The 17,949-nt window shown below is 39.5% G+C and carries 18 protein-coding genes and 1 riboswitch; of the genes, 12 read left to right on the forward strand and 6 right to left on the reverse strand.

From position 1 onward, the window contains the following. The first annotated feature begins 2 nt into the window (after window positions 1-2). The 4 genes from AC3B6D_RS00535 (at window position 3) to lplA (AC3B6D_RS00550) (ending at window position 3,705) form a co-directional block, all read left to right on the forward strand. Entirely contained in the window at window positions 3-740 is a 738-nt protein-coding gene (locus AC3B6D_RS00535; protein WP_489769315.1) for a DUF4811 domain-containing protein, read from the forward strand. A 125-nt stretch (window positions 741-865) separates the two neighbouring features. Next, a riboswitch (TPP riboswitch) is annotated at window positions 866-965 on the forward strand. Window positions 966-1,005: 40 nt separating this feature from the next. Continuing rightward, window positions 1,006-1,578, forward strand: a complete 573-nt coding sequence (thiT, locus tag AC3B6D_RS00540; protein ID WP_489769314.1) for an energy-coupled thiamine transporter ThiT — start codon at window positions 1,006-1,008, stop codon at window positions 1,576-1,578. 72 nt (window positions 1,579-1,650) lie between these two features. After that, window positions 1,651-2,664 (forward strand): lipoate--protein ligase, encoded by a 1,014-nt coding sequence (gene lplA / locus AC3B6D_RS00545; protein WP_489774677.1) that lies wholly within the window; start codon window positions 1,651-1,653, stop codon window positions 2,662-2,664. 27 nt (window positions 2,665-2,691) lie between these two features. Then, window positions 2,692-3,705 (forward strand): lipoate--protein ligase, encoded by a 1,014-nt coding sequence (gene lplA / locus AC3B6D_RS00550; RefSeq protein WP_489774678.1) that lies wholly within the window; start codon window positions 2,692-2,694, stop codon window positions 3,703-3,705. A gap of 118 nt (window positions 3,706-3,823) precedes the next feature. On the opposite strand, the gene AC3B6D_RS00555 is transcribed toward lplA (AC3B6D_RS00550), so the two are convergent. Next, on the reverse strand, window positions 3,824-4,930 hold the full coding sequence (locus AC3B6D_RS00555; protein ID WP_489774679.1) for a DUF871 domain-containing protein: 1,107 nt from the start codon (window positions 4,928-4,930) through the stop codon (window positions 3,824-3,826). A 246-nt stretch (window positions 4,931-5,176) separates the two neighbouring features. Between AC3B6D_RS00555 and AC3B6D_RS00560 the strand changes: the two genes are divergently transcribed. From AC3B6D_RS00560 to AC3B6D_RS00580, 5 genes are all read left to right on the forward strand, one after another. After that, complete coding sequence (locus AC3B6D_RS00560) at window positions 5,177-6,622, forward strand: 6-phospho-beta-glucosidase (protein WP_489774680.1); 1,446 nt, start codon at window positions 5,177-5,179, stop codon at window positions 6,620-6,622. A gap of 17 nt (window positions 6,623-6,639) precedes the next feature. Then, window positions 6,640-7,938: a PTS cellobiose transporter subunit IIC gene (celB, locus tag AC3B6D_RS00565; RefSeq protein ID WP_489774681.1), complete on the forward strand. Its 1,299-nt coding sequence runs from the start codon at window positions 6,640-6,642 to the stop codon at window positions 7,936-7,938. 48 nt (window positions 7,939-7,986) lie between these two features. Next, window positions 7,987-8,298: a PTS sugar transporter subunit IIB gene (locus tag AC3B6D_RS00570; protein WP_489756978.1), complete on the forward strand. Its 312-nt coding sequence runs from the start codon at window positions 7,987-7,989 to the stop codon at window positions 8,296-8,298. A gap of 14 nt (window positions 8,299-8,312) precedes the next feature. Continuing rightward, on the forward strand, window positions 8,313-8,633 hold the full coding sequence (locus AC3B6D_RS00575; protein WP_489756979.1) for a PTS lactose/cellobiose transporter subunit IIA: 321 nt from the start codon (window positions 8,313-8,315) through the stop codon (window positions 8,631-8,633). A gap of 102 nt (window positions 8,634-8,735) precedes the next feature. Further along, entirely contained in the window at window positions 8,736-9,431 is a 696-nt protein-coding gene (locus tag AC3B6D_RS00580; protein WP_489774682.1) for a MurR/RpiR family transcriptional regulator, read from the forward strand. An 84-nt stretch (window positions 9,432-9,515) separates the two neighbouring features. On the opposite strand, the gene AC3B6D_RS00585 is transcribed toward AC3B6D_RS00580, so the two are convergent. Continuing rightward, window positions 9,516-11,081, reverse strand: coding sequence for an Nramp family divalent metal transporter (locus tag AC3B6D_RS00585; RefSeq protein ID WP_489756981.1), 1,566 nt, complete (start codon window positions 11,079-11,081; stop codon window positions 9,516-9,518). A 255-nt stretch (window positions 11,082-11,336) separates the two neighbouring features. Here AC3B6D_RS00585 and AC3B6D_RS00590 point away from each other — a divergent pair, with 255 nt between their 5' ends. After that, window positions 11,337-12,722 (forward strand): MFS transporter, encoded by a 1,386-nt coding sequence (locus AC3B6D_RS00590; protein ID WP_489774683.1) that lies wholly within the window; start codon window positions 11,337-11,339, stop codon window positions 12,720-12,722. Between the two features lie 83 nt (window positions 12,723-12,805). Here the strand turns inward: AC3B6D_RS00590 and AC3B6D_RS00595 are convergent, their stop codons facing one another. Then, window positions 12,806-13,642 carry an aldo/keto reductase gene (locus tag AC3B6D_RS00595; RefSeq protein WP_489756983.1) on the reverse strand — a complete coding sequence of 279 codons (837 nt, stop codon included), beginning with the start codon at window positions 13,640-13,642 and terminating at the stop codon, window positions 12,806-12,808. Window positions 13,643-13,888: 246 nt separating this feature from the next. Here AC3B6D_RS00595 and AC3B6D_RS00600 point away from each other — a divergent pair, with 246 nt between their 5' ends. Continuing rightward, window positions 13,889-14,362 (forward strand): hypothetical protein, encoded by a 474-nt coding sequence (locus AC3B6D_RS00600; RefSeq protein ID WP_489756984.1) that lies wholly within the window; start codon window positions 13,889-13,891, stop codon window positions 14,360-14,362. 88 nt (window positions 14,363-14,450) lie between these two features. Here the strand turns inward: AC3B6D_RS00600 and cls are convergent, their stop codons facing one another. The 3 genes from cls to AC3B6D_RS00615 are packed head-to-tail and all read right to left on the reverse strand — an operon-like array spanning window position 14,451 to window position 17,166. Then, complete coding sequence (gene cls, locus AC3B6D_RS00605) at window positions 14,451-15,911, reverse strand: cardiolipin synthase (RefSeq protein WP_489769307.1); 1,461 nt, start codon at window positions 15,909-15,911, stop codon at window positions 14,451-14,453. A gap of 21 nt (window positions 15,912-15,932) precedes the next feature. Beyond that, on the reverse strand, window positions 15,933-16,328 hold the full coding sequence (locus tag AC3B6D_RS00610) for a hypothetical protein (RefSeq protein WP_489769306.1): 396 nt from the start codon (window positions 16,326-16,328) through the stop codon (window positions 15,933-15,935). A gap of 1 nt (window position 16,329) precedes the next feature. After that, window positions 16,330-17,166, reverse strand: a complete 837-nt coding sequence (locus tag AC3B6D_RS00615) for an alpha/beta hydrolase (protein WP_489774684.1) — start codon at window positions 17,164-17,166, stop codon at window positions 16,330-16,332. An 82-nt stretch (window positions 17,167-17,248) separates the two neighbouring features. On the opposite strand from AC3B6D_RS00615, the gene AC3B6D_RS00620 reads away from it, so the two are divergent. Further along, window positions 17,249-17,920, forward strand: coding sequence for a ribonuclease H family protein (locus AC3B6D_RS00620; RefSeq protein WP_489774993.1), 672 nt, complete (start codon window positions 17,249-17,251; stop codon window positions 17,918-17,920). The last annotated feature ends 29 nt before the right edge of the window (window positions 17,921-17,949 follow it).

Raw genomic sequence — 17,949 nt, forward strand, 5'->3', positions numbered from 1 at the left:
GCATGATTTTAGTAACTTTAGTTATCGGTGCAGTCGCTACCTTTATGAGTTTTGTCTATTTAAGAAAACCACTTTTACGGACATTCGCTACGCTTATTGCTTTAATTATTTTCGGATTGTCACTCGTCTTTTTAGTCTTGAATGATTATAATCACTTCGGTATGCACCAAGTGACCGAAAGTAAAACTACCCAGATTTACCCAGCTAAATCAGCTAATGGCTTGAACTTAATGTTGTATAAGACTGTGGGTACCAATGGAAAAGAAACGGTGCAAGTTTATAAAACTGATCCAGATCAGAAAAAGCCCGTTCATTCACAAGTTAATGAAGAAACAATTTCTAATAACCACATTAAGTCCACCACTAAACAGGACGGTTCTTTAAAAGAGACGGTTACGCGTTGGAAGTATAAATCAAATGCGGATAAGATTTGGTTTGGCGTTTCTGGGATGGATAATAAATTAGTTAAACGGGTTAATACGTTCTATTTGCCTAAGAATTGGTTACATTTATCAATGAATCAAGTGAAGCAATTACAAAAGAAAATGGCCCAAATGAAAACGCCAGCTGGTCAAGCGCAAGTTAAAACACAAGCTCAAGCTTATGTTAAACAAAAATTGGCTGCTGCAGCGAAGAAAGATCCTAGTTTAATGACTAATAAGACCAAAATGACAGCTTTGAGTAAACAATATGCGCAAGAATTTCAAACGCAATTGATTAAAAAAGCAGTTGGTCAATAAACTGTGTGACAACAACTAAATGTTCCAAATAGACTTTTGAGAAATTTCTCAAAAGTCTATTTTTTTGGATGTTTTCTTGTGTTTTAACATCAATTCGGTTACACTCGAATTAATTAAATCAGATTATCATCGCAAAGGGGAGCTATAAATAGCTGAGAGTGATTAAGTTCAGACCCTTGGAACCTGTTTGTTAGTACAAGCGTAGGAATTGTGATTAGTGGTAGACACTCTTTTTTGCGAGATAGTTAAAAAGGAGTGTTTTTTGGTGTCAAAAAATAAGTTACAAACGTTGGTTGAAGGTGCAATCATCGTGGCGCTAGCCATGGCTTTGTCGTATATTCCTCACAGTTTAGGAATTTCCTCAATTGAGATTTTGTATGGAGTCGTTCCTTTGTGTTTATATTCTTGGCGCCGGGGTGTTAAAGCCGGCATTATCGCTGGTATTGTGTGGGGATTATTGGATTTGATTTTACGAGGCTTAAGTAGTGGTTCGGTTTTAAATGTGTGGCAAGGAATATTGGAATATCCTGTGGCCTTTGGGGTCTTAGGCTTAGCTGGTCTTTGGGCGCCTGTGATTGAGCAGCGGATTCAACAACACCGATCGATTTTGCCAGCAGTATTAGTTAGTAGTAGTGTTGCATTATTTATCAAATACTTTTGTCATTTTGTGGCGGGCGTCTTGGTGTGGGGTTCTTATGCTCCCAAAGCATTTAATCCGTGGACATGGTCGTTATTAGTTAATGGTGGTAGTGCAGTTGCCAGTTTAGTTTTTGCGTTAATCGTCTTTGGCTGTTTAAAAAATATTTTAGTTAAATTATTAAATTTAAAAATAAAATAAATTAAAGATAGTCATTTGAGCTTAATTTCTTTATAATGTTATTGAAAACGTTTATAAAGAGAGGTGCTCTGAATGTACTATGTAGTAATGCAATCGCATGATATCCGTGATAATCTAGCCACTGAGCAGTATTTAATGAATAATAAGGATTTTGATGAACCACTAGTATTGTTTTATATTGAAAGTCCTTGTATTATTGTTGGTCATAATCAAAACACAATTGAAGAATTGAATAACGACTATGTCCGTCAACATCAAATCACGGTTACTCGACGACTTTCGGGGGGCGGCGCAGTATATCAAGATTTGGGTAATCTTTGTTTTAGTTTTGTAGTTGATGCAAAAAATGAAAAGTTTGGTGACTTTAAAAAAATAACCCAACCGTTGGTTGACGCCTTACACCGCTTAGGGGCAACCGGGGCGCAAGTTTCCGGGCGCAATGATATTTTAATAGACGGTAAAAAGTTTTCGGGCAATGCCATGTATACCAAGAATGGCAAAACTTTCTCACATGGTACTTTATCGTATGATGTCGATTTAGACGTCCTGACAAAAGCCTTGCATGTACCCAAAGATAAGATTGCTTCTAAAGGTATTAAGTCGGTGCGCAGTCGGGTAACGAATATTCGGCCGTATTTAGATGCACAGTATCAAAATTTAACGACGGAACAATTTCGCGATATTTTGTTATTAAGTCTCTTTCAAGCTGATGATTTAGCAGACATTAAAGATCACGAATACCAAATTACCGCCCAAGACCAGCAAGCAATTGCGCAATTAAAAACAGACATTTACGCTAATTGGGATTGGGTGTACGGCAAATCACCCGAGTTTACCGTGAAGAATCGCCAACACTTTGAGATGGGGACCATTGATGCACGGTTTGTCATTGAGCAAGGCAAGATTAGTCAAGCTAAGTTTTACGGTGATTTCTTTGGTACACAAGATGTTGAACAATTAGAACAACAACTTCAAGGTGTGACTTATGATTATGATCATCTTGCTCAAAAATTACAAACGATTGATTTAGACCAGTATTTTACCGGTATTAAAGCAGATGATTTGATCAAGCTAGTGACACCTTAAAAATCTTTTCCAAAGGAGTGCAGGACCGTGTATTATTTTTGCATGCCAGCACAAGATATTCGTGAAAATCTGGCAACCGAACAATATTTAATGAACAATAAGGACTTTGATGAACCATTGGTTTTGTTCTATATTCAAAAACCGTGTATTATTGTGGGACGCAATCAAAATACTTTGGAAGAATTAAACTTAGATTACGTGAAAGCACACCAAATTACGGTTACCCGACGGCTTTCGGGTGGTGGCGCCGTGTATGATGACTTAGGTAACGTCTCTTTTAGTTTTGTGATTAATGCGCAAGATGAGCGGTTTGGCGATTTTCAAAAAATGACCCAACCGATTGTGGCAGCTTTACAGCGGATGGGAGCCACGGGGGTAGAAGTTTCCGGGCGCAATGATTTATTAATTGCTGGTAAAAAGTTTTCCGGCAATGCCATGTATACTAAAAATGGCAAAACTTTCTCGCACGGGACGTTGACTTATGATGTGGACTTAGATGTTTTGAGCCAAGCACTCAAGGTGGCGCCTGATAAAATTGCGTCTAAGGGTATTAAGTCAGTCCGCAGTCGCGTGACGAATTTGAAACCTTATTTGGCACCTGAATATCAAAACTTAACCATTGAACAGTTTCGCGATGCTTTATTGTTGAGTCTGTTTGAAGCACGAGACTTAGCAGACATCAAGGATAAAGAGTATCACTTGAACGCTCAAGATCAGGCGGGGATTGCCCAACTAAACCAAGAATTATATTCCAATTGGGATTGGGTTTATGGACAATCGCCACAATTTACCATTCAAAAGCGTCAGCATTTTAATGCGGGGACCATTGATGCGCGGTTATTGATTGACCATGGGAAAATTGCTCAAATTAAGTTTTATGGAGATTTCTTTGGCCAACAAGATGTTAGTGAATTACCAGCATATTTAGTTGGCATTGACTATACGGAATCAGCGTTAACGCAGGCCTTAGATCAGGTTGATGTGGATCAATATTTTACCAATTTTACGGCACAGCAATTAGTTGATTTGTTAAAGCCATGAAAGATTAGAACAAAAGTCGTTGCAATTCCCGCAGCATTCTTTGGGTTCCAGTTTCTAACAATTAAAAAACAGCTAGCAATAGTTTGGACTAAGGCTAGCTGTTTTTTCTGCTTAGAATTTAATTCTTGGAGTCAGTTCGATGCGTTAATTTAAATTTTGTCCACGGTTTGATGAAGTCCAACAAGAATAGTTCTTCCGGTTTTAATTGTCCGACTTTATTTTTACGTGAATCTTGATGAGGCTCTAAAGCAATTTGCAGTTCATTTTTATAAACGCCAAAGTTATCATTGCCGATTAAAACATCGCCACGTTGGAAAACTTGGTCATTATCATGCGGTGGATTGGCCACAGCGTGATAGGTAACGCGCGGCATAGTGGAACGAATGACTAATTGATTAATATCACCGCGCCGAAAATGTTGTGGCTTGAACATGATGTCTGCTTCAACCGGATTAACAGTATCATTTAACTCCAAGTCAAATTCTAATTGATAGCGATCAGTTTGGGCTAAGGCTCGCAACTCACTTTCACTAGCGTAAGCATTGCCGATAATCACGTCGTCAATCATTTGAGAGGCAAATAAGTGCTTGGCTTGCACAGCAATAGGTAATTTTCGATCCATTTCTAAAGTTGGTAAGCCATCGTTGACATTCCACGGCCCTTGGTCGCCCACATGACTCGCTACAAAGGCGGCAGTATGAATCCCAGCTTTTTTGAAGCGCTGATTACACTCCATAAAATAATCATAGGGTAAACCAGTTCCTATTTGCGGATAAAAATTGTGACAGCCATAGATAAAGGGCGTATTGGCTTGAAAACTTAAAATATTATTTAAGTAATCAACATTATTACTAAGGTTCAGTTCAATAATTAAGCCGTAAGGGTTATAAGACAGCATGGCTTCAGTGGCGCCATCAAAAGCTTGATCCAACCTGATGCCCGCTGCATGTAATTCAGCAAAAAATGATAAATCATCGTAAGAAATATTCAATTCATCAAAGATGTTAGGAGCAACGTCAATAATGGTTTGATAACCGAGCTTGTTACCCACGTCGATAATTTTTTGAAATTTAGCTTTAGTTTGTTCCGGAGAATCGGTAACTTCTAACATACTCATGAAAATTCGGGAAAAGCCGTATTTGTGTCCCAATTCTAAGTATTTTTTATCTTCTGCAAAATTGCTATGATCTGGATAAATCGATAGTCCTAATTGTCGTTTTGTCATAATAAACTCCTTTAGCAAATTCATCAGCGAGCAAATTCTTGGGCATTGTGTTAACTAATTAATTAAATTGTAATTTTAGTTTAACTGAATGAGCCTAATTTGCAAGAATGACGGAAAAAGATATTTTTCTTTGAGAAACGTGTTTCTGATTTTTTACCACATAATCTTGATTTTTAGAAACAAAATAGTAAAATGTTTCTTGTAAGCGTTACATAAAAAAGTTTTTATAAATTGGGAGGCTGTTTGATGACTAACAAGAAACAATTACGACCAGATTTTTTGTGGGGAGGCGCTGTAGCAGCGCATCAATTAGAAGGTGGCTGGCAAGCAGGTCATAAAGGTGTGAGTGTTGCCGATATTATGACGGCTGGCGCTAATGGTGTTCCCCGGCAAATTACCGATGGTGTTAAAGACGGGCTGTACTATCCTAATCACGAAGCCATTGATTTTTACGACCGTTATCCGGAAGATATTAAATTGTTTGCCGAAATGGGTTTTAAATGTTTTCGGACGTCAATTGCATGGACGCGCATTTTTCCTAATGGCGATGAAAAAGAACCTAATGAAGCAGGATTGAAGTTTTACGATGACTTATTTGATGAATGCTTAAAGTATAACATTGAACCGGTCATTACGTTATCACATTTTGAAATGCCATATCATCTAGTTACCGAATATGGTGGATGGCGCAGCCGTAAGGTGATTGATTTCTTCTTGAATTTTGCTGAGACTGTCTTTAAACGCTACCAAAATAAAGTTAAATATTGGATGACTTTTAATGAGATCAATAATCAAACCGATTACAAAAATGATTTTTCGATGATGACTAATTCCGGGCTGTTAAAACGTCCGGGTGAAAATATGGAACAGACCATGTATCAAGCCGCACACTATGAATTGGTGGCGAGTGCGAAAGCGGTCCAAATCGGACACCAAATTAATCCGGACTTTCAAATTGGTTCGATGATCGCGATGGTGCCGTTATATCCAGCAAGTCCTAAACCAGCGGATATGTTAAAAGCCCAACGGGCGAATGAAGCGCGGTATTGGTTTGAAGATGTGCAATCTAATGGTCGTTATCCGCATTGGCTTCGGACTTATCAAGCTAATCAAGGCTGGGAGATGGATATTACCGCTGAAGACTTAGCAACTTTGGCACAAGGCACCGTTGATTATATTGGCTTTAGTTATTATATGTCCCGGGCTGTTCGGGCAAAAGACCATGAACCAGTTAATTATCATTATGATGAAGACCAAGATGGAACTCCTAATCCGTATGTCAAGTCCTCTGAGTGGGGCTGGCAAATTGACCCTGAGGGTTTGCGTTACGCCATGAATTGGTTAGCAGATCGGTACAATAAACCGCAATTTATTGTAGAAAATGGTTTTGGCGCGGTTGATCAAAAAGAAGCTGATGGTTCAGTCCATGATCAATACCGGATTGATTATTTGCGCGCACATATTGAACAAATGAAGTTAGCCGTCGAAGAAGATGGGATTGATTTAATGGGTTATACACCATGGGGTTGCATTGACTTAGTTTCTGCGGGGACAGGACAAATGTCTAAGCGTTATGGCTTTATCTATGTGGATAAAGATGATGAAGGTCACGGCACTTTGGAACGCTCGAAAAAAGATTCCTTTACTTGGTATCAAAAAGTCATTGCATCTAATGGCGAAGATTTAGCTTAAAAAAGGGGGCAGTTAAAATGGCTGAAGAAAAGTCTAAAAATAGTTTTTTAACGACTAAACTGATTCCATTTTTCCAAAGAATATCGTCAGCACGTCATATGGTAGCTTTACGTGATGGGATGGCAGCTGCGATTCCAATGATTATCATTGGTTCAATCTTCATGATTATTGCGCAATTTCCGATTAAGGGTTATTTAGCTTTTATGGCGCATACTTTTGGACCAAATTGGGCAAATGTGGCCCAGTATATCACTAATGCATCGTTTCATATTATGGGGTTAATCGCTGTCGCCGGGATTTCGTATAACTTAGCACGCAGTTATAAAGTTGATGCTTTTTCAGCGATGATCGTTTCTATTGGAGCCTATATTTTAACCATTCCGCTGAAAACGGATAAAGCTGGTAATTTGTGGGTACCATTAAAAGAACTGGATTCCTCAGGTTTATTTATTGCGATTTTAGTCGGTTTATTTATTACTGATTTATATGTCTGGATTATTCATAAGAACTGGACGATTAAGATGCCCGCGAGTGTGCCACCGGCCATCAGTAATTCATTCTCGTCATTGATTCCGGGTGCAATTTCGTTACTAGTTGTGTGGGTCATTCGTTTAGGAATTGAAGCTACACCAATGAAGAGTATTCCTAATGTGATTACCTTCTTCTTACAGGATCCGTTGAGTCATTTGAGTAATACTTTACCGGGAGCACTAGTTGCAGAAGGTTTGGTCTGCATTTTGTGGATCTTTGGGATTCACGGTTCCAATACGGTGGCTGGCGTGATGCAACCTATTTGGTTAGCTGCGATGGCCCAAAATGCGGCCGCTTTAAAAGCTGGTCATGCTTTACCAAATATTGTTACACAACAATTTTTTGATAACTTTGTTCACATGGGTGGTTCTGGCGCCACGATTGGTTTAGCGTTGATGATTGCCTTTATGTCCAAGAGTAAAGAGTATAAGACCTTGGGTGAATTAGTCGTTGGACCTGCGATCTTTAATGTTAACGAACCGATTATCTTTGGTTTACCAATTGTCATGAACTATAAGATGGTCATTCCGTTTATTGCAGCACCGTTAACGAATGTTACCGTGACCTATTTAACTATGAAATGGGGTTGGGTTGCTAAAACGATGGGTGTCATGGTACCTTGGACCACACCACCGATTATGTCAGGTTATTTAGCTACTGGTCATATTTCAGGAGCAGTCTTACAAATTGTCAATATTGTCTTAGATACTTTGATTTACTTCTTCTTCTTTAAGAGCATGGATAATCAAAAAGTAAAAGAAGAAAAAGCAGCGCAAAATGCCTAGATTAGTGGTTTAATATAAGTAAGTAAAAGATTAAAGGAGAATTTAATTATGAGTAAAAAGACGATTATGTTAGTATGTGCCGCCGGCATGTCCACGAGTTTATTAGTTAGCAAGATGCAAAAAGCTGCTGAAGAAAAGGGCGTTGAAGCTAATATCTTTGCAACCGCTGCTGCAGATGCAGATTCCAAAATGGAAACCGAAAACCCAGATGTTTTGATGTTGGGGCCGCAAGTTAGCTACATGTTAGATGATTTTAAAAAGCGGGTTTCCATTCCAGTCGAAGTCATCAATATGCAAGACTACGGTATGATGAACGGACCGAAAGTTTTAGATGAAGCTTTAAGTTTAATTCAGGAATAAAGGATATTTAATTAATGAACGAAGAAGAAAATTTACAAACAGTTATGGGTCTCATCATGAATGGTGGTAATGCTAAAGGTGCTGCTTTTGAAGCAATTAAAGCCGCTAAGGTGAATGATTTTGCTACTGCGGAAGCCAAGCTGAAAGAAGCGGACAAATTTTTAGCAGAAGCCCATAACGCGCAAACGGGCATGTTAACTAAAGAAGCTAGTGGTGAACATGAGCAAGTGACGCTATTGATGGTTCATGGTCAAGATCATATCATGAATGCGATCACTTTTCGCGATTTAGCAGGAGAAATTGTTGATTTATATAAGCAATTAGCTGCTAAATAAGAATGATACAATAATTAATTAAGACGTGGTTGAGACAAAAGCTGAGGTTAACTTTTGTCATGACTACGTCTTTTTTAAAAAAAGGAGTTGTTCAACAAGTCATTGACACAATTAACAGCGACGCAAAAAAGAATTTATCGGTATATTAAAGTTCATAAGGAGCAAGTCAAAGATTACAGTTTGCGTCATTTGGCTGCTAAACTAGGGGTGGCGCCGGCCTCAGTCTTACGGACAATTAATCGTTTAGGTTATCAGCATTATTATGAATTTTGCCAGCAATTACAGCAAGAAGTAGCTGGTCAAGGCTTAGTGGATGATATTACCTATCAAGCGCACGATTATTTTTCCCATATTGAAAACTATGACCAAAAGATTCAGCAGTTTAAAACTTTGTTTGATCCGGCGACGATTTTTGTTTTTCTCGGTGTAGGGACTTCCGGTGATTTGGCTAGTTACGGGGCGCGGCAGTTTGTGAATAATGGGCGTGAAGCTTACGTGATTGCTGATCCTTTTTATCCTATTCAACTAGGACATGCGGCTATGAATAATCATGTGGTGATGATTTTATCGGTGAGTGGTGAAACTGAGCAAATGCTGGAGCAGGCGACGAGTTTTCATGATCAAAAGGCAACCTTGGTTAGTATTACCAATGATGACCATAATTCCTTAACTACTTTAGCGGATTTAAATTTTTCCTACCATATTAATAGTCGTATTATTGGCCAATCGGTGAATCTCACCAGTCAAGTCCCCGTGGTTTACTTGTTAGAGCGTTTGGCCCAAGTTGTTCATTGTTAAAACAGTTGGAACTAAAAAAGAAGTGTTCACAATCAATGCGAACACTTCTTTTAATTAAAGTCATATTTCAAATACTTAACTTTTTTATTGTTTAGCTAATTGGGATTCTTCAAAGCGTTTATTGCCTCTGTATAATTCCACAATCGTCCAAACTAATAAAGCTAAAACTAGGACAATTAAGATCCAAGCAATCACGTTGGCTTGGGTTAATTGCGCGGCTGTTGGATTATCACCGTAGAAACCGGCAATGGAATCTGGTAAACCTTTCAAGTTCAAGAAAGTTAAACCAATAACCGAAATCCAACCTAACACTTTGACCCAAAGTGAGTTTTTGAACCGGGTTCCCATTTCTACCTTACTATCGGTAAACATTAATAACGGTAGCATGGAGAATGGTAAGGCAAAGGCTAAGAAGACCTGTGAATTATTCATTAAATCGTTTAATGCAGCGTGCTGTTTAATGGGGCTTTGACCACTAGTCATCAAGACGCAGAAGAGGACCGGAATCACGGAAATAACCCGGGTTACTAAACGCCGTAACCACAGTGGCATCTTCATGTGCACGAAACCTTCCATGATAACCTGACCAGTTAAAGTACCAGTGATGGTCGAATTTTGACCAGAAGCTAACAAAGCGACCGCGAATAAGGTAGATAAAACGCCTGTTTTGGCAATGGAGATTAAAATGCCGTTACTTAATTTGGAAGTATCGGATAAAGCTTGATATAAACCAAAGAATGATGGATCTTTGACAGCGCCAGTCTTGAAGACTGCGACACCAGTAATTAATAACAACGCATTAACAAAGAAGGCAAAGGTTAATTGAATGTTAGAATCCCAAGCAGAGAATTTCACAGCATCAGCGACTTCGTCGGGATTGTTGTGATCAATTTTCCGTGTTTGCGAAATTGAAGAATGCAAATACAAATTATGTGGCATAACTGTCGCCCCAATAATTCCTAAAGCACCTTGTAACGGACTCATGCCATTAACAACAGGATGTGAAGAAAAGGCTTGAGCTGAAGGAACTAATCCCTTCAAAACGCCACCCCAATTGGGATCAGATAAAGCTACTTGATAAACGAAGATGACCAAGATTACTAAAATTAAGGCCACAACAATCGCTTCAATTTTTCGAAAACCAATTTTAGTCAATAACAGCAAGACTAAAACATCCAGGACGGTAATGAAAACGGCGATGACTAACGGAATATTAAACAGGAGATATAAAGCAATCGCGGCCCCAATAACTTCCGCAATATCCGTCGCCATAATCGCTAACTCCGTTAAAATCCAGAGAATGACACCAAGCGATTTACTTGTCCGAGCGCGAATTGCTTGCGCTAAGTCCATTTGCGTCACAATGCCAAGTTTAGCGGCCATGTATTGTAAAAGCATGGCAATTAAACTTGAAATTAAGATGATGGACATTAATAAATATTGGAAATTCTGACCACCAGTAATAGATGTGGACCAATTACCGGGATCCATATAACCGACAGCAACTAAGGCTCCAGGACCAGAATAGGCAAATAATGTGCGCCAAAAGCCTTTGCCATGGGGAACTTCAACGGTACTGTTGATTTCCTCCAAGGAAGGACCATTGGCATATTCAATTAAATGGTGTTTTTTCTTTGTATTTTCAACCAAAAGAATTCCTCCTCATGTTTTTCCAAAAAACAATGATACTCCTACTTTCGCCAAAATTAAACCTTAAATTAGGTGAACTTAAAAAACATTTTCTTTGCTATTTTCTGAAAAGGGTTTAATAATGAGGGGGAAAATAAGTCGAGGTTAGTAACTAGCAATAATTTTGTGGCGAGTAGTTGCCTTAATTATCAAGGATTTGCGGGCGTTTAACTAATAAAACTGTTTTAATTTGTTTGTTTGAAAGAAGCGATGGCAATGGCTGATTCAATCCATTTATCCAAAAGTGCGCATTGGTGGTTTGTGGCCACGTTATTAGCAGGAACTTTTACGATGTCCATCAGTCAGTCTTCCTTGTCAACAGCGTATCCGACTTTAATGCATTATTTTGCGGTGCCGGCAACCACTATTCAATGGTTGACTACCGGTTTTATGTTGGTGATGACGGTGATGATTCCAGTGAGTCCGTGGTTGTTGGCTAATGTAGCTTTTAAAAAATTATTTATAAACTTATTAGCCATTTTTGATGTGGGCACCGTGATCATTATCTGGGCGCCAACGTTTGGTTTAATGCTATTCGGACGCATTCTGGAAGCGATGGCTGTAGGTGTTTTATTCCCTGCCTATCAAACGGTGCTCTTAAAAATTACACCATCTAAGCGGCGTGGCAGCGTGATGGGGACCGCGGGCTTAGTTATGGGATCAGCATTAGCTATTGGACCGATTATTTCGGGGATTGTGTTACGCTTTTTTACTTGGCAAGCGGTCTTCATTTGTTTTGCCTTCATTATTACAGTGGTCTTAGGTCTTTCTTTAGTTACGATCACGAGCCCCTTAGTTTTACAACCGACAAAACTGGATTTCATCTCTGCTCTTTCAACCGTGAATTTTATTGGCTTTTTATATGTTTTAACTAAGTGGGGGCAAAGTAAGCAGTGGACCTTTAGTTTAAGTGTGATTTTAATTTTGAGTAGTCTGGGCTTAGCAGTTTTTATTTGGCGACAATTGACTAGCTTGCACCCCATGCTAGAATTGCGGGTCTTGAAACAAATTAATTTTGATTGGGCAGTATTATTAACGGGGATTTCTTATATTGCCTTAATCGTGGTAACGATTATTTTTCCGTTGTATTACCAAAACATCTTGCATTTAACGGCCTTTACTTCTGGAATGGCGTTAGTTCCAGGAGCGGTTTTGTTAAGTCTCTTGAACCCCTTAACCGGAAAATTAGCGGATCATTGGGGCTTTAAAGTGACGTTACTATTAGGAATGAGTATGATTACTGGCGGTTGGTTACTATTATTTGTGTTGCAGCAACGGTTAAATTTAGGTTGGTTAATGATTTTGGCAGCGCTGATTGAAGGTGGCAATGCCTTTGTAATGATGCCAGCGGTGACCTTGGGAGCCGATGTGTTGCCTCAAAAATATATTGCGCATGGTACGGCGGTTATTACCACCGCACGACAAATCTTAGGCTCTTTTGGCGTCACGTTAGCCACACTTTTATTGGCGTTACCCGCCAATGGTGCGACGTTAGTTCTGCGGCAACAACGACAATTTCATTTGGTCTTTGGGGTATTTTTCGCAATTAGTTTATTCGGATTAGGGATAGCGTGTTTGATTAAAAATCAGCACGGCCGGTAGTCAGACAGCAAAAAAGTCCAAAATTACTGGTCAAACATTGCGATAATTTGACAGTAACTTTGGACCTTTTTTAATTTTAATTATTAAAATTCTTCATATTCAGCGGGATCCTGATTCTTGAGTCGCCCATCAGGTCGGTCTAAATTAGTAATTGTCTGCATTTGTGCAGGAGTTAATTCAAAATCAAAGACCTGCAAATTTTCCTGCTGCCGACTAAAATGTGTAGCTTTTGGAATCGGCAAGACGCCGAGTTGAATTTCCCAGCGTAAAATCACTTGCGCGACACTTTTTCCTAAATCTTGCGCAATACCTTGAATAATGGGGTCGGATAACATAGAACTAGCACGGCCGATCGGACTCCAAGCCCAAGTGATGATTTGATGTTGATCATCGTAGTGCCGTAATGTGGCTTCAGAGAAATAAGGATGCAATTCAATTTGATTAACTGCTGGTTTGACGTTAGTTTCGGCAATTAAACGGTCAATATGCTCTGGTAAAAAGTTAGACACGCCAATTGTTTTGATTAAACCCATTTGCTGAGCTGTAATTAAGGCTTGCCAAGCTTCGACATAGAGGTCTTCTTTAGGATTAGGCCAATGAATTAAGTACAGGTCATAGTAGTCTAAACCGGCACGATAAAGCGATTCTTGAATCGTTTGAAGTGCTTCTTGGTAGCGATGGTGTCGCCCGGGTAATTTAGAAGAAACAATAATTTGCGAGCGTTGCAAGCCGCTTTGCTTAATGGCTTGACCGACAGCGCCTTCATTTTCGTAATTAAAAGCCGTATCTAAGAGCCGATAGCCGGCATTTAAGGCACTGGTAATGGCATTGACGCCTGTTGCGCCATTTAATTTGTAAGTTCCAAAGCCAATCTGTGGTAAAATTAAGCCATCATAAGTGGTGCGGGTAGGAATTTTCATAAGGAACCTCCTTTAATATTAAAACCACTGTTGTTACATGTTAATGATCTGGTACAAAAAGCCAGATTTTTGCGAACTTTTGGTTTGCGAGTTCTTACTTAAATGTTATCATATTTAAGTTTAGAAGCAATTCATTGAGATTGGGACAAATGGAGTACCATCAGAAAAAATGTTCGTGTAAATTGACGAAAAATTTTTGTAGTTCCAGCTTATTTGCTTTCACAAATTAACTAATTGGGGGACATTATGCTAAACGATTGGCTACTAATCTTAATTGATATCTTTTTTGTAGCGATGCTACTAAATAATTTGTATTGGCAATCTCAGATTGTGGTACATGCTAAATATAAAATTTCCAGTTTAATTATTGCTGTGATTTTTGGAGTGTGGGTGTTATCCATGCCGGAAGATTCGTGGTGGTACGTGGTAATGGTGGCTGCCTTTTTAACAGTGACCTTAATGCAAGGTACTGGCGGTATGGCGCAAAAGCGCTTAGTGACCAGCGGCTTTTTTTCTAATTCACTGAGTTATCAAAAATTGACTCATGTAACACTGATTCCGGTAGAATTGCCTAATGCCCCCGTGCAAGTAATTTCAATTTTTACCGTGGCTAATCGGCAAAATATTCAAATGACGTTTAAACAGTCGGTCGCCCAATTACAGCAAGAGTTAAAAGCAGTTTTACCACAGAATATCGAAGTCGAAATTGCTCACATGTAGGTAGTTTGCGGACAAAAATTAAATATAATAAAAAAACCTTGTTTCTAGATGATTTTCTGGAAAACAAGGTTTTTTAGTACATAATTATTTATAAGATTGGTGACAGTAAGCGTGAGAAAAGTTGTTTAAAGCGGAGCCAGTAAGACTGTTGCTGAATGATTTCGGGAGTCAACAAGGTGCTGTGTTTTAAATCCTCTTGAAAGATCTCCGTTAGCTGTTGGCTGACCTGAGTATCGTAAAAGAAGGCATCTGCTTCAAAGTTGAGGCTATAGCTGCGGTAGTCTTGGTTCATTGAACCAATAGCGCTGACTTGATTGTCAAAAACAGCCGTTTTGGCATGCATAAAACCATTATTATAATTATAAACTTCAATATTGTGCTCGCTTAATAAATTGGCATAAAATTGTGTAGCTCGAAAAATAAAGGGATGATCTGGTTTGTCGGGGATGATGATTTTAATTTTAATACCGGAGCGTGCGGCCACTAAGAGGGCGTCAATCATTGGTTCATCCGGAATTAAGTAGGGCGTTTGGATTAAAATGCTTTCTTTGGCACTCATGACTAAACTCATGAACCCACCCTTGAGCGTGTCAAAATTACTGTCGGGACCATCAGAAACGATTTGAATCGGGGTAATGTGCTGGGGCTGTTTGATTTGCGTGGGAAAATATTTTTCCTGAAATAAAATCTTTTCGTGGTGGCGATCGACGGAAGCGTTCCAGTCTAAAACAAAGCGTTCTTGTAAAGATAACGCGGCATAACCGTAAATACGCACATGAGTATCGCGCCAATAACCAAACTTGGGTTTGAGGCCAAGATATTGATTGCCAATATTAAAGCCGCCCGTCCAACCAATGCGTCCATCAATGACGACGATTTTGCGGTGCAAATGGTAGTTTAAACGGTACTTAGCGATGGCATTTTGTGAAGTGATAAAGGGCATGACTTGCCCCCCAGCGGCAACTAGTGGTTGAAAGAACTTTTTGTTGGCCCCGGGAGACCCCCAGCGATCGTAAATCACGCGTACTTCAACGCCAGCTTGAGCTTTTTGAGTCAGAATATCTAAGACTTGGCGCCCTAACTCATCATTAAAAAAAGAATAGTATTCTAAATGAATGGTTTCTTGGGCATTACGCAAATCCTGTTCTAACGCGGCGAATTTGGCGTGACCATCGGTAAAAATCTGGGGATCATTATGGATTGTCACAGGAACATCATCATTATGATTAAAGTAATCGATTTGACGTTGGGCAAGTAAAGTCGTATCGCTGGGGGTTAACGGGCGCTTTTGCTCGCTACTCTGGTTGACCATCTGCTTCAATCGATCAAGCCCAATATGTTCGGCATTACTAATGGCAAAGAGGTTTTCTTGGGCAATCCCGCGGCCAAAGAAAGCAAAAATTAAAAAGCCAATGACAGGTAATAAAATTAAGACAATCAACCACGCTAAAGTGGTGGGAATACTACGCCGCCGGTGAAACACGGTAATAATGGCGGCAATCGTGTTAAGTAATAAAATTAAACTCAAAATTAAAAAAAAGATACGCATGAACCTACTCCTCAAAAAGGTTTAATGATTAAAAAATTGTTGAACTTGTGTCGCATTCTTGGATGACGGCGTGACTTGGACCGCCTGGTTGGAAAATTGCACGTGAATTAACTGTTTTAAGCGTGTCAAAATTTCTTCAGGCACAGCTTGCTTAAAGTTTAAATCTAAAGTTAGTGGCGTGGTTGCAAAATGACTTAACGTGATCAGTCCTAAAATGGTGGCTGATTGTTTGGCTGTAACGCCCCAGATGACGGCTTGATTAGCCATCGTCTGTTGCATAGCGTGATTAATGATGTGTGCGGACTCGGGTAAGTCCACGGCCAAAAATTTTTGTAGTTCTTGACCAGATAAGTAACTGAGAAAATCCAGTTGATAATGGGCGGTGATTATGGGGTGTAAGTTATTAACTTGTGGCAAATTAATCCTCCTTAGTTGTAGTAAATTCGGGATAAATAAAATTATTAATCTTGTTGAGCACGTCTTCGTCATCATGCATTTGCGAATGTTCGCCACTCACGCCTAAGGCACTGTATTCTTGAAACTCCTGGACGTGATTTTGTAAAAGGTATTTAATGGAGCGCGCAGAACTCACGGACACATACTTGTCTGTGTTGGACGCGTCATTGATGTTACCATAAATATTTAAAACCCGTGCTGTTTTAGGAAACTTAAAACGATTCAAATACATCCATAAGTATTTGGGCGTCATAAAAGCGGGTTTGCCGGAAACTGCTAAAGGGTTAATATTAGGTAAATCACCAAACGCGACTAAACCGTCAAACGGACCGGCAATCAGTGCCAAGCGATTGATATTGGGTAAGGGACGATTGTAAGTTTTAATTAGATAGGAAACTAAGGCCACGGAACCCAGCGAATGTCCAATGGCATTATACTGTTGAAAGTGATAACGTTGGTATAAGTCGCTTAAGATTTGATTAAACCAACGTTCCATCGTGCTAGACGGGATCCAGCGATCTTTAAAAATTAATTGGACAATTGGATATTTGGCGGTGGACCAGTAACCAGAATAATGGATCTTACTCTGCCAATCCACCGTGGCACGCAAAAAAACGGGTGAACCAGTCATTTTTTGCGCCGAACCGACCATTTTTTCCGTGGTATAATTACCACCACGAAAGCCATGAAGATAAAAAGTGGGGATTTGTTCAGTGCTCGAATCAACGGAAACTCGTTCGTCTAATTTACAGATGGGAATAGTTGCGGTCTGATGCTTGGAAGAATGCCAAAGTTTCATGGAGAAAGTGCCTCTTACTAGCTAAAGTTAACTATTAAATATGATACAGGTTCTAAACTAGTAATTCTAGGTTCAAGGAGAAATTATGCCAAAATATTATGCAGTTAAAAAGGGTCGAAAGCCGGGAATTTATCACAATTGGCCCGATTGCCAAAAACAAGTTCAAGGTTTCAAAGGGGCAATTTTCAAAAGTTTTCCTACTTTAAAACAAGCCCAAACATTTATGGTTGCGCAGACGGCCACGGCCACTGCTACTAAAAAAGCGCCAAACTGGACGGCGCAAGTGACAATGTATACTGATGGTGGCACGCGTAATACGGGCAATGTCTTAGGTGGTCATGTCAAAGCTAGCGATAAAGCCGCGTGGGCGTACTTAATTCAAAGTGCAGGAAAAGAATTTTCTGGCACTCAGGGTTGTTTAGGGGCAACCAATAATCAAATGGAACTAACCGCGCTGCAAATGGGCTTGCAGCGCTTAGTGGATTTACAATTCAATAGGTTAAAAATTGCAGTTGTGATGGATTCTAAATATGTTTTAAATGCTATTAATCAAAAGTGGTTAGCGGGGTGGCAACGCCGTGGCTGGAAAAAAGCATCCGGCGAAACGGTCTTAAATGTCGAGTTGTGGCAGCAAATTGCCGCCTTATTACCTCAGTTTCCTCAAATTAAATTTGTATGGACAAAAGGACACGCGGATAATGCCGGTAATGTCTTTGTTGACGAGCTGTTAAATCGGACAATGGATCAGATGTAAGCTAGAAGTAAAAATTGTTGATGTCTTAG

This window comes from Bombilactobacillus sp. ESL1097, from assembly GCF_058107205.1.

Excerpts from the sequence above, each read along its gene's own strand:
- AC3B6D_RS00535 (WP_489769315.1), top strand. The coding sequence starts at position 3 with ATGATTTTAGTAACTTTAGTTATCGGTGCAGTCGCTACCTTTATGAGT.
- lplA (WP_489774677.1), top strand. The coding sequence starts at position 1,651 with ATGTACTATGTAGTAATGCAATCGCATGATATCCGTGATAATCTAGCC.
- AC3B6D_RS00555 (WP_489774679.1), bottom strand. The coding sequence starts at position 4,930 with ATGACAAAACGACAATTAGGACTATCGATTTATCCAGATCATAGCAAT.
- AC3B6D_RS00560 (WP_489774680.1), top strand. The coding sequence starts at position 5,177 with ATGACTAACAAGAAACAATTACGACCAGATTTTTTGTGGGGAGGCGCT.
- celB (WP_489774681.1), top strand. The coding sequence starts at position 6,640 with ATGGCTGAAGAAAAGTCTAAAAATAGTTTTTTAACGACTAAACTGATT.
- AC3B6D_RS00570 (WP_489756978.1), top strand. The coding sequence starts at position 7,987 with ATGAGTAAAAAGACGATTATGTTAGTATGTGCCGCCGGCATGTCCACG.
- AC3B6D_RS00575 (WP_489756979.1), top strand. The coding sequence starts at position 8,313 with ATGAACGAAGAAGAAAATTTACAAACAGTTATGGGTCTCATCATGAAT.
- AC3B6D_RS00590 (WP_489774683.1), top strand. The coding sequence starts at position 11,337 with ATGGCTGATTCAATCCATTTATCCAAAAGTGCGCATTGGTGGTTTGTG.
- AC3B6D_RS00595 (WP_489756983.1), bottom strand. The coding sequence starts at position 13,642 with ATGAAAATTCCTACCCGCACCACTTATGATGGCTTAATTTTACCACAG.
- AC3B6D_RS00600 (WP_489756984.1), top strand. The coding sequence starts at position 13,889 with ATGCTAAACGATTGGCTACTAATCTTAATTGATATCTTTTTTGTAGCG.
- cls (WP_489769307.1), bottom strand. The coding sequence starts at position 15,911 with ATGCGTATCTTTTTTTTAATTTTGAGTTTAATTTTATTACTTAACACG.
- AC3B6D_RS00615 (WP_489774684.1), bottom strand. The coding sequence starts at position 17,166 with ATGAAACTTTGGCATTCTTCCAAGCATCAGACCGCAACTATTCCCATC.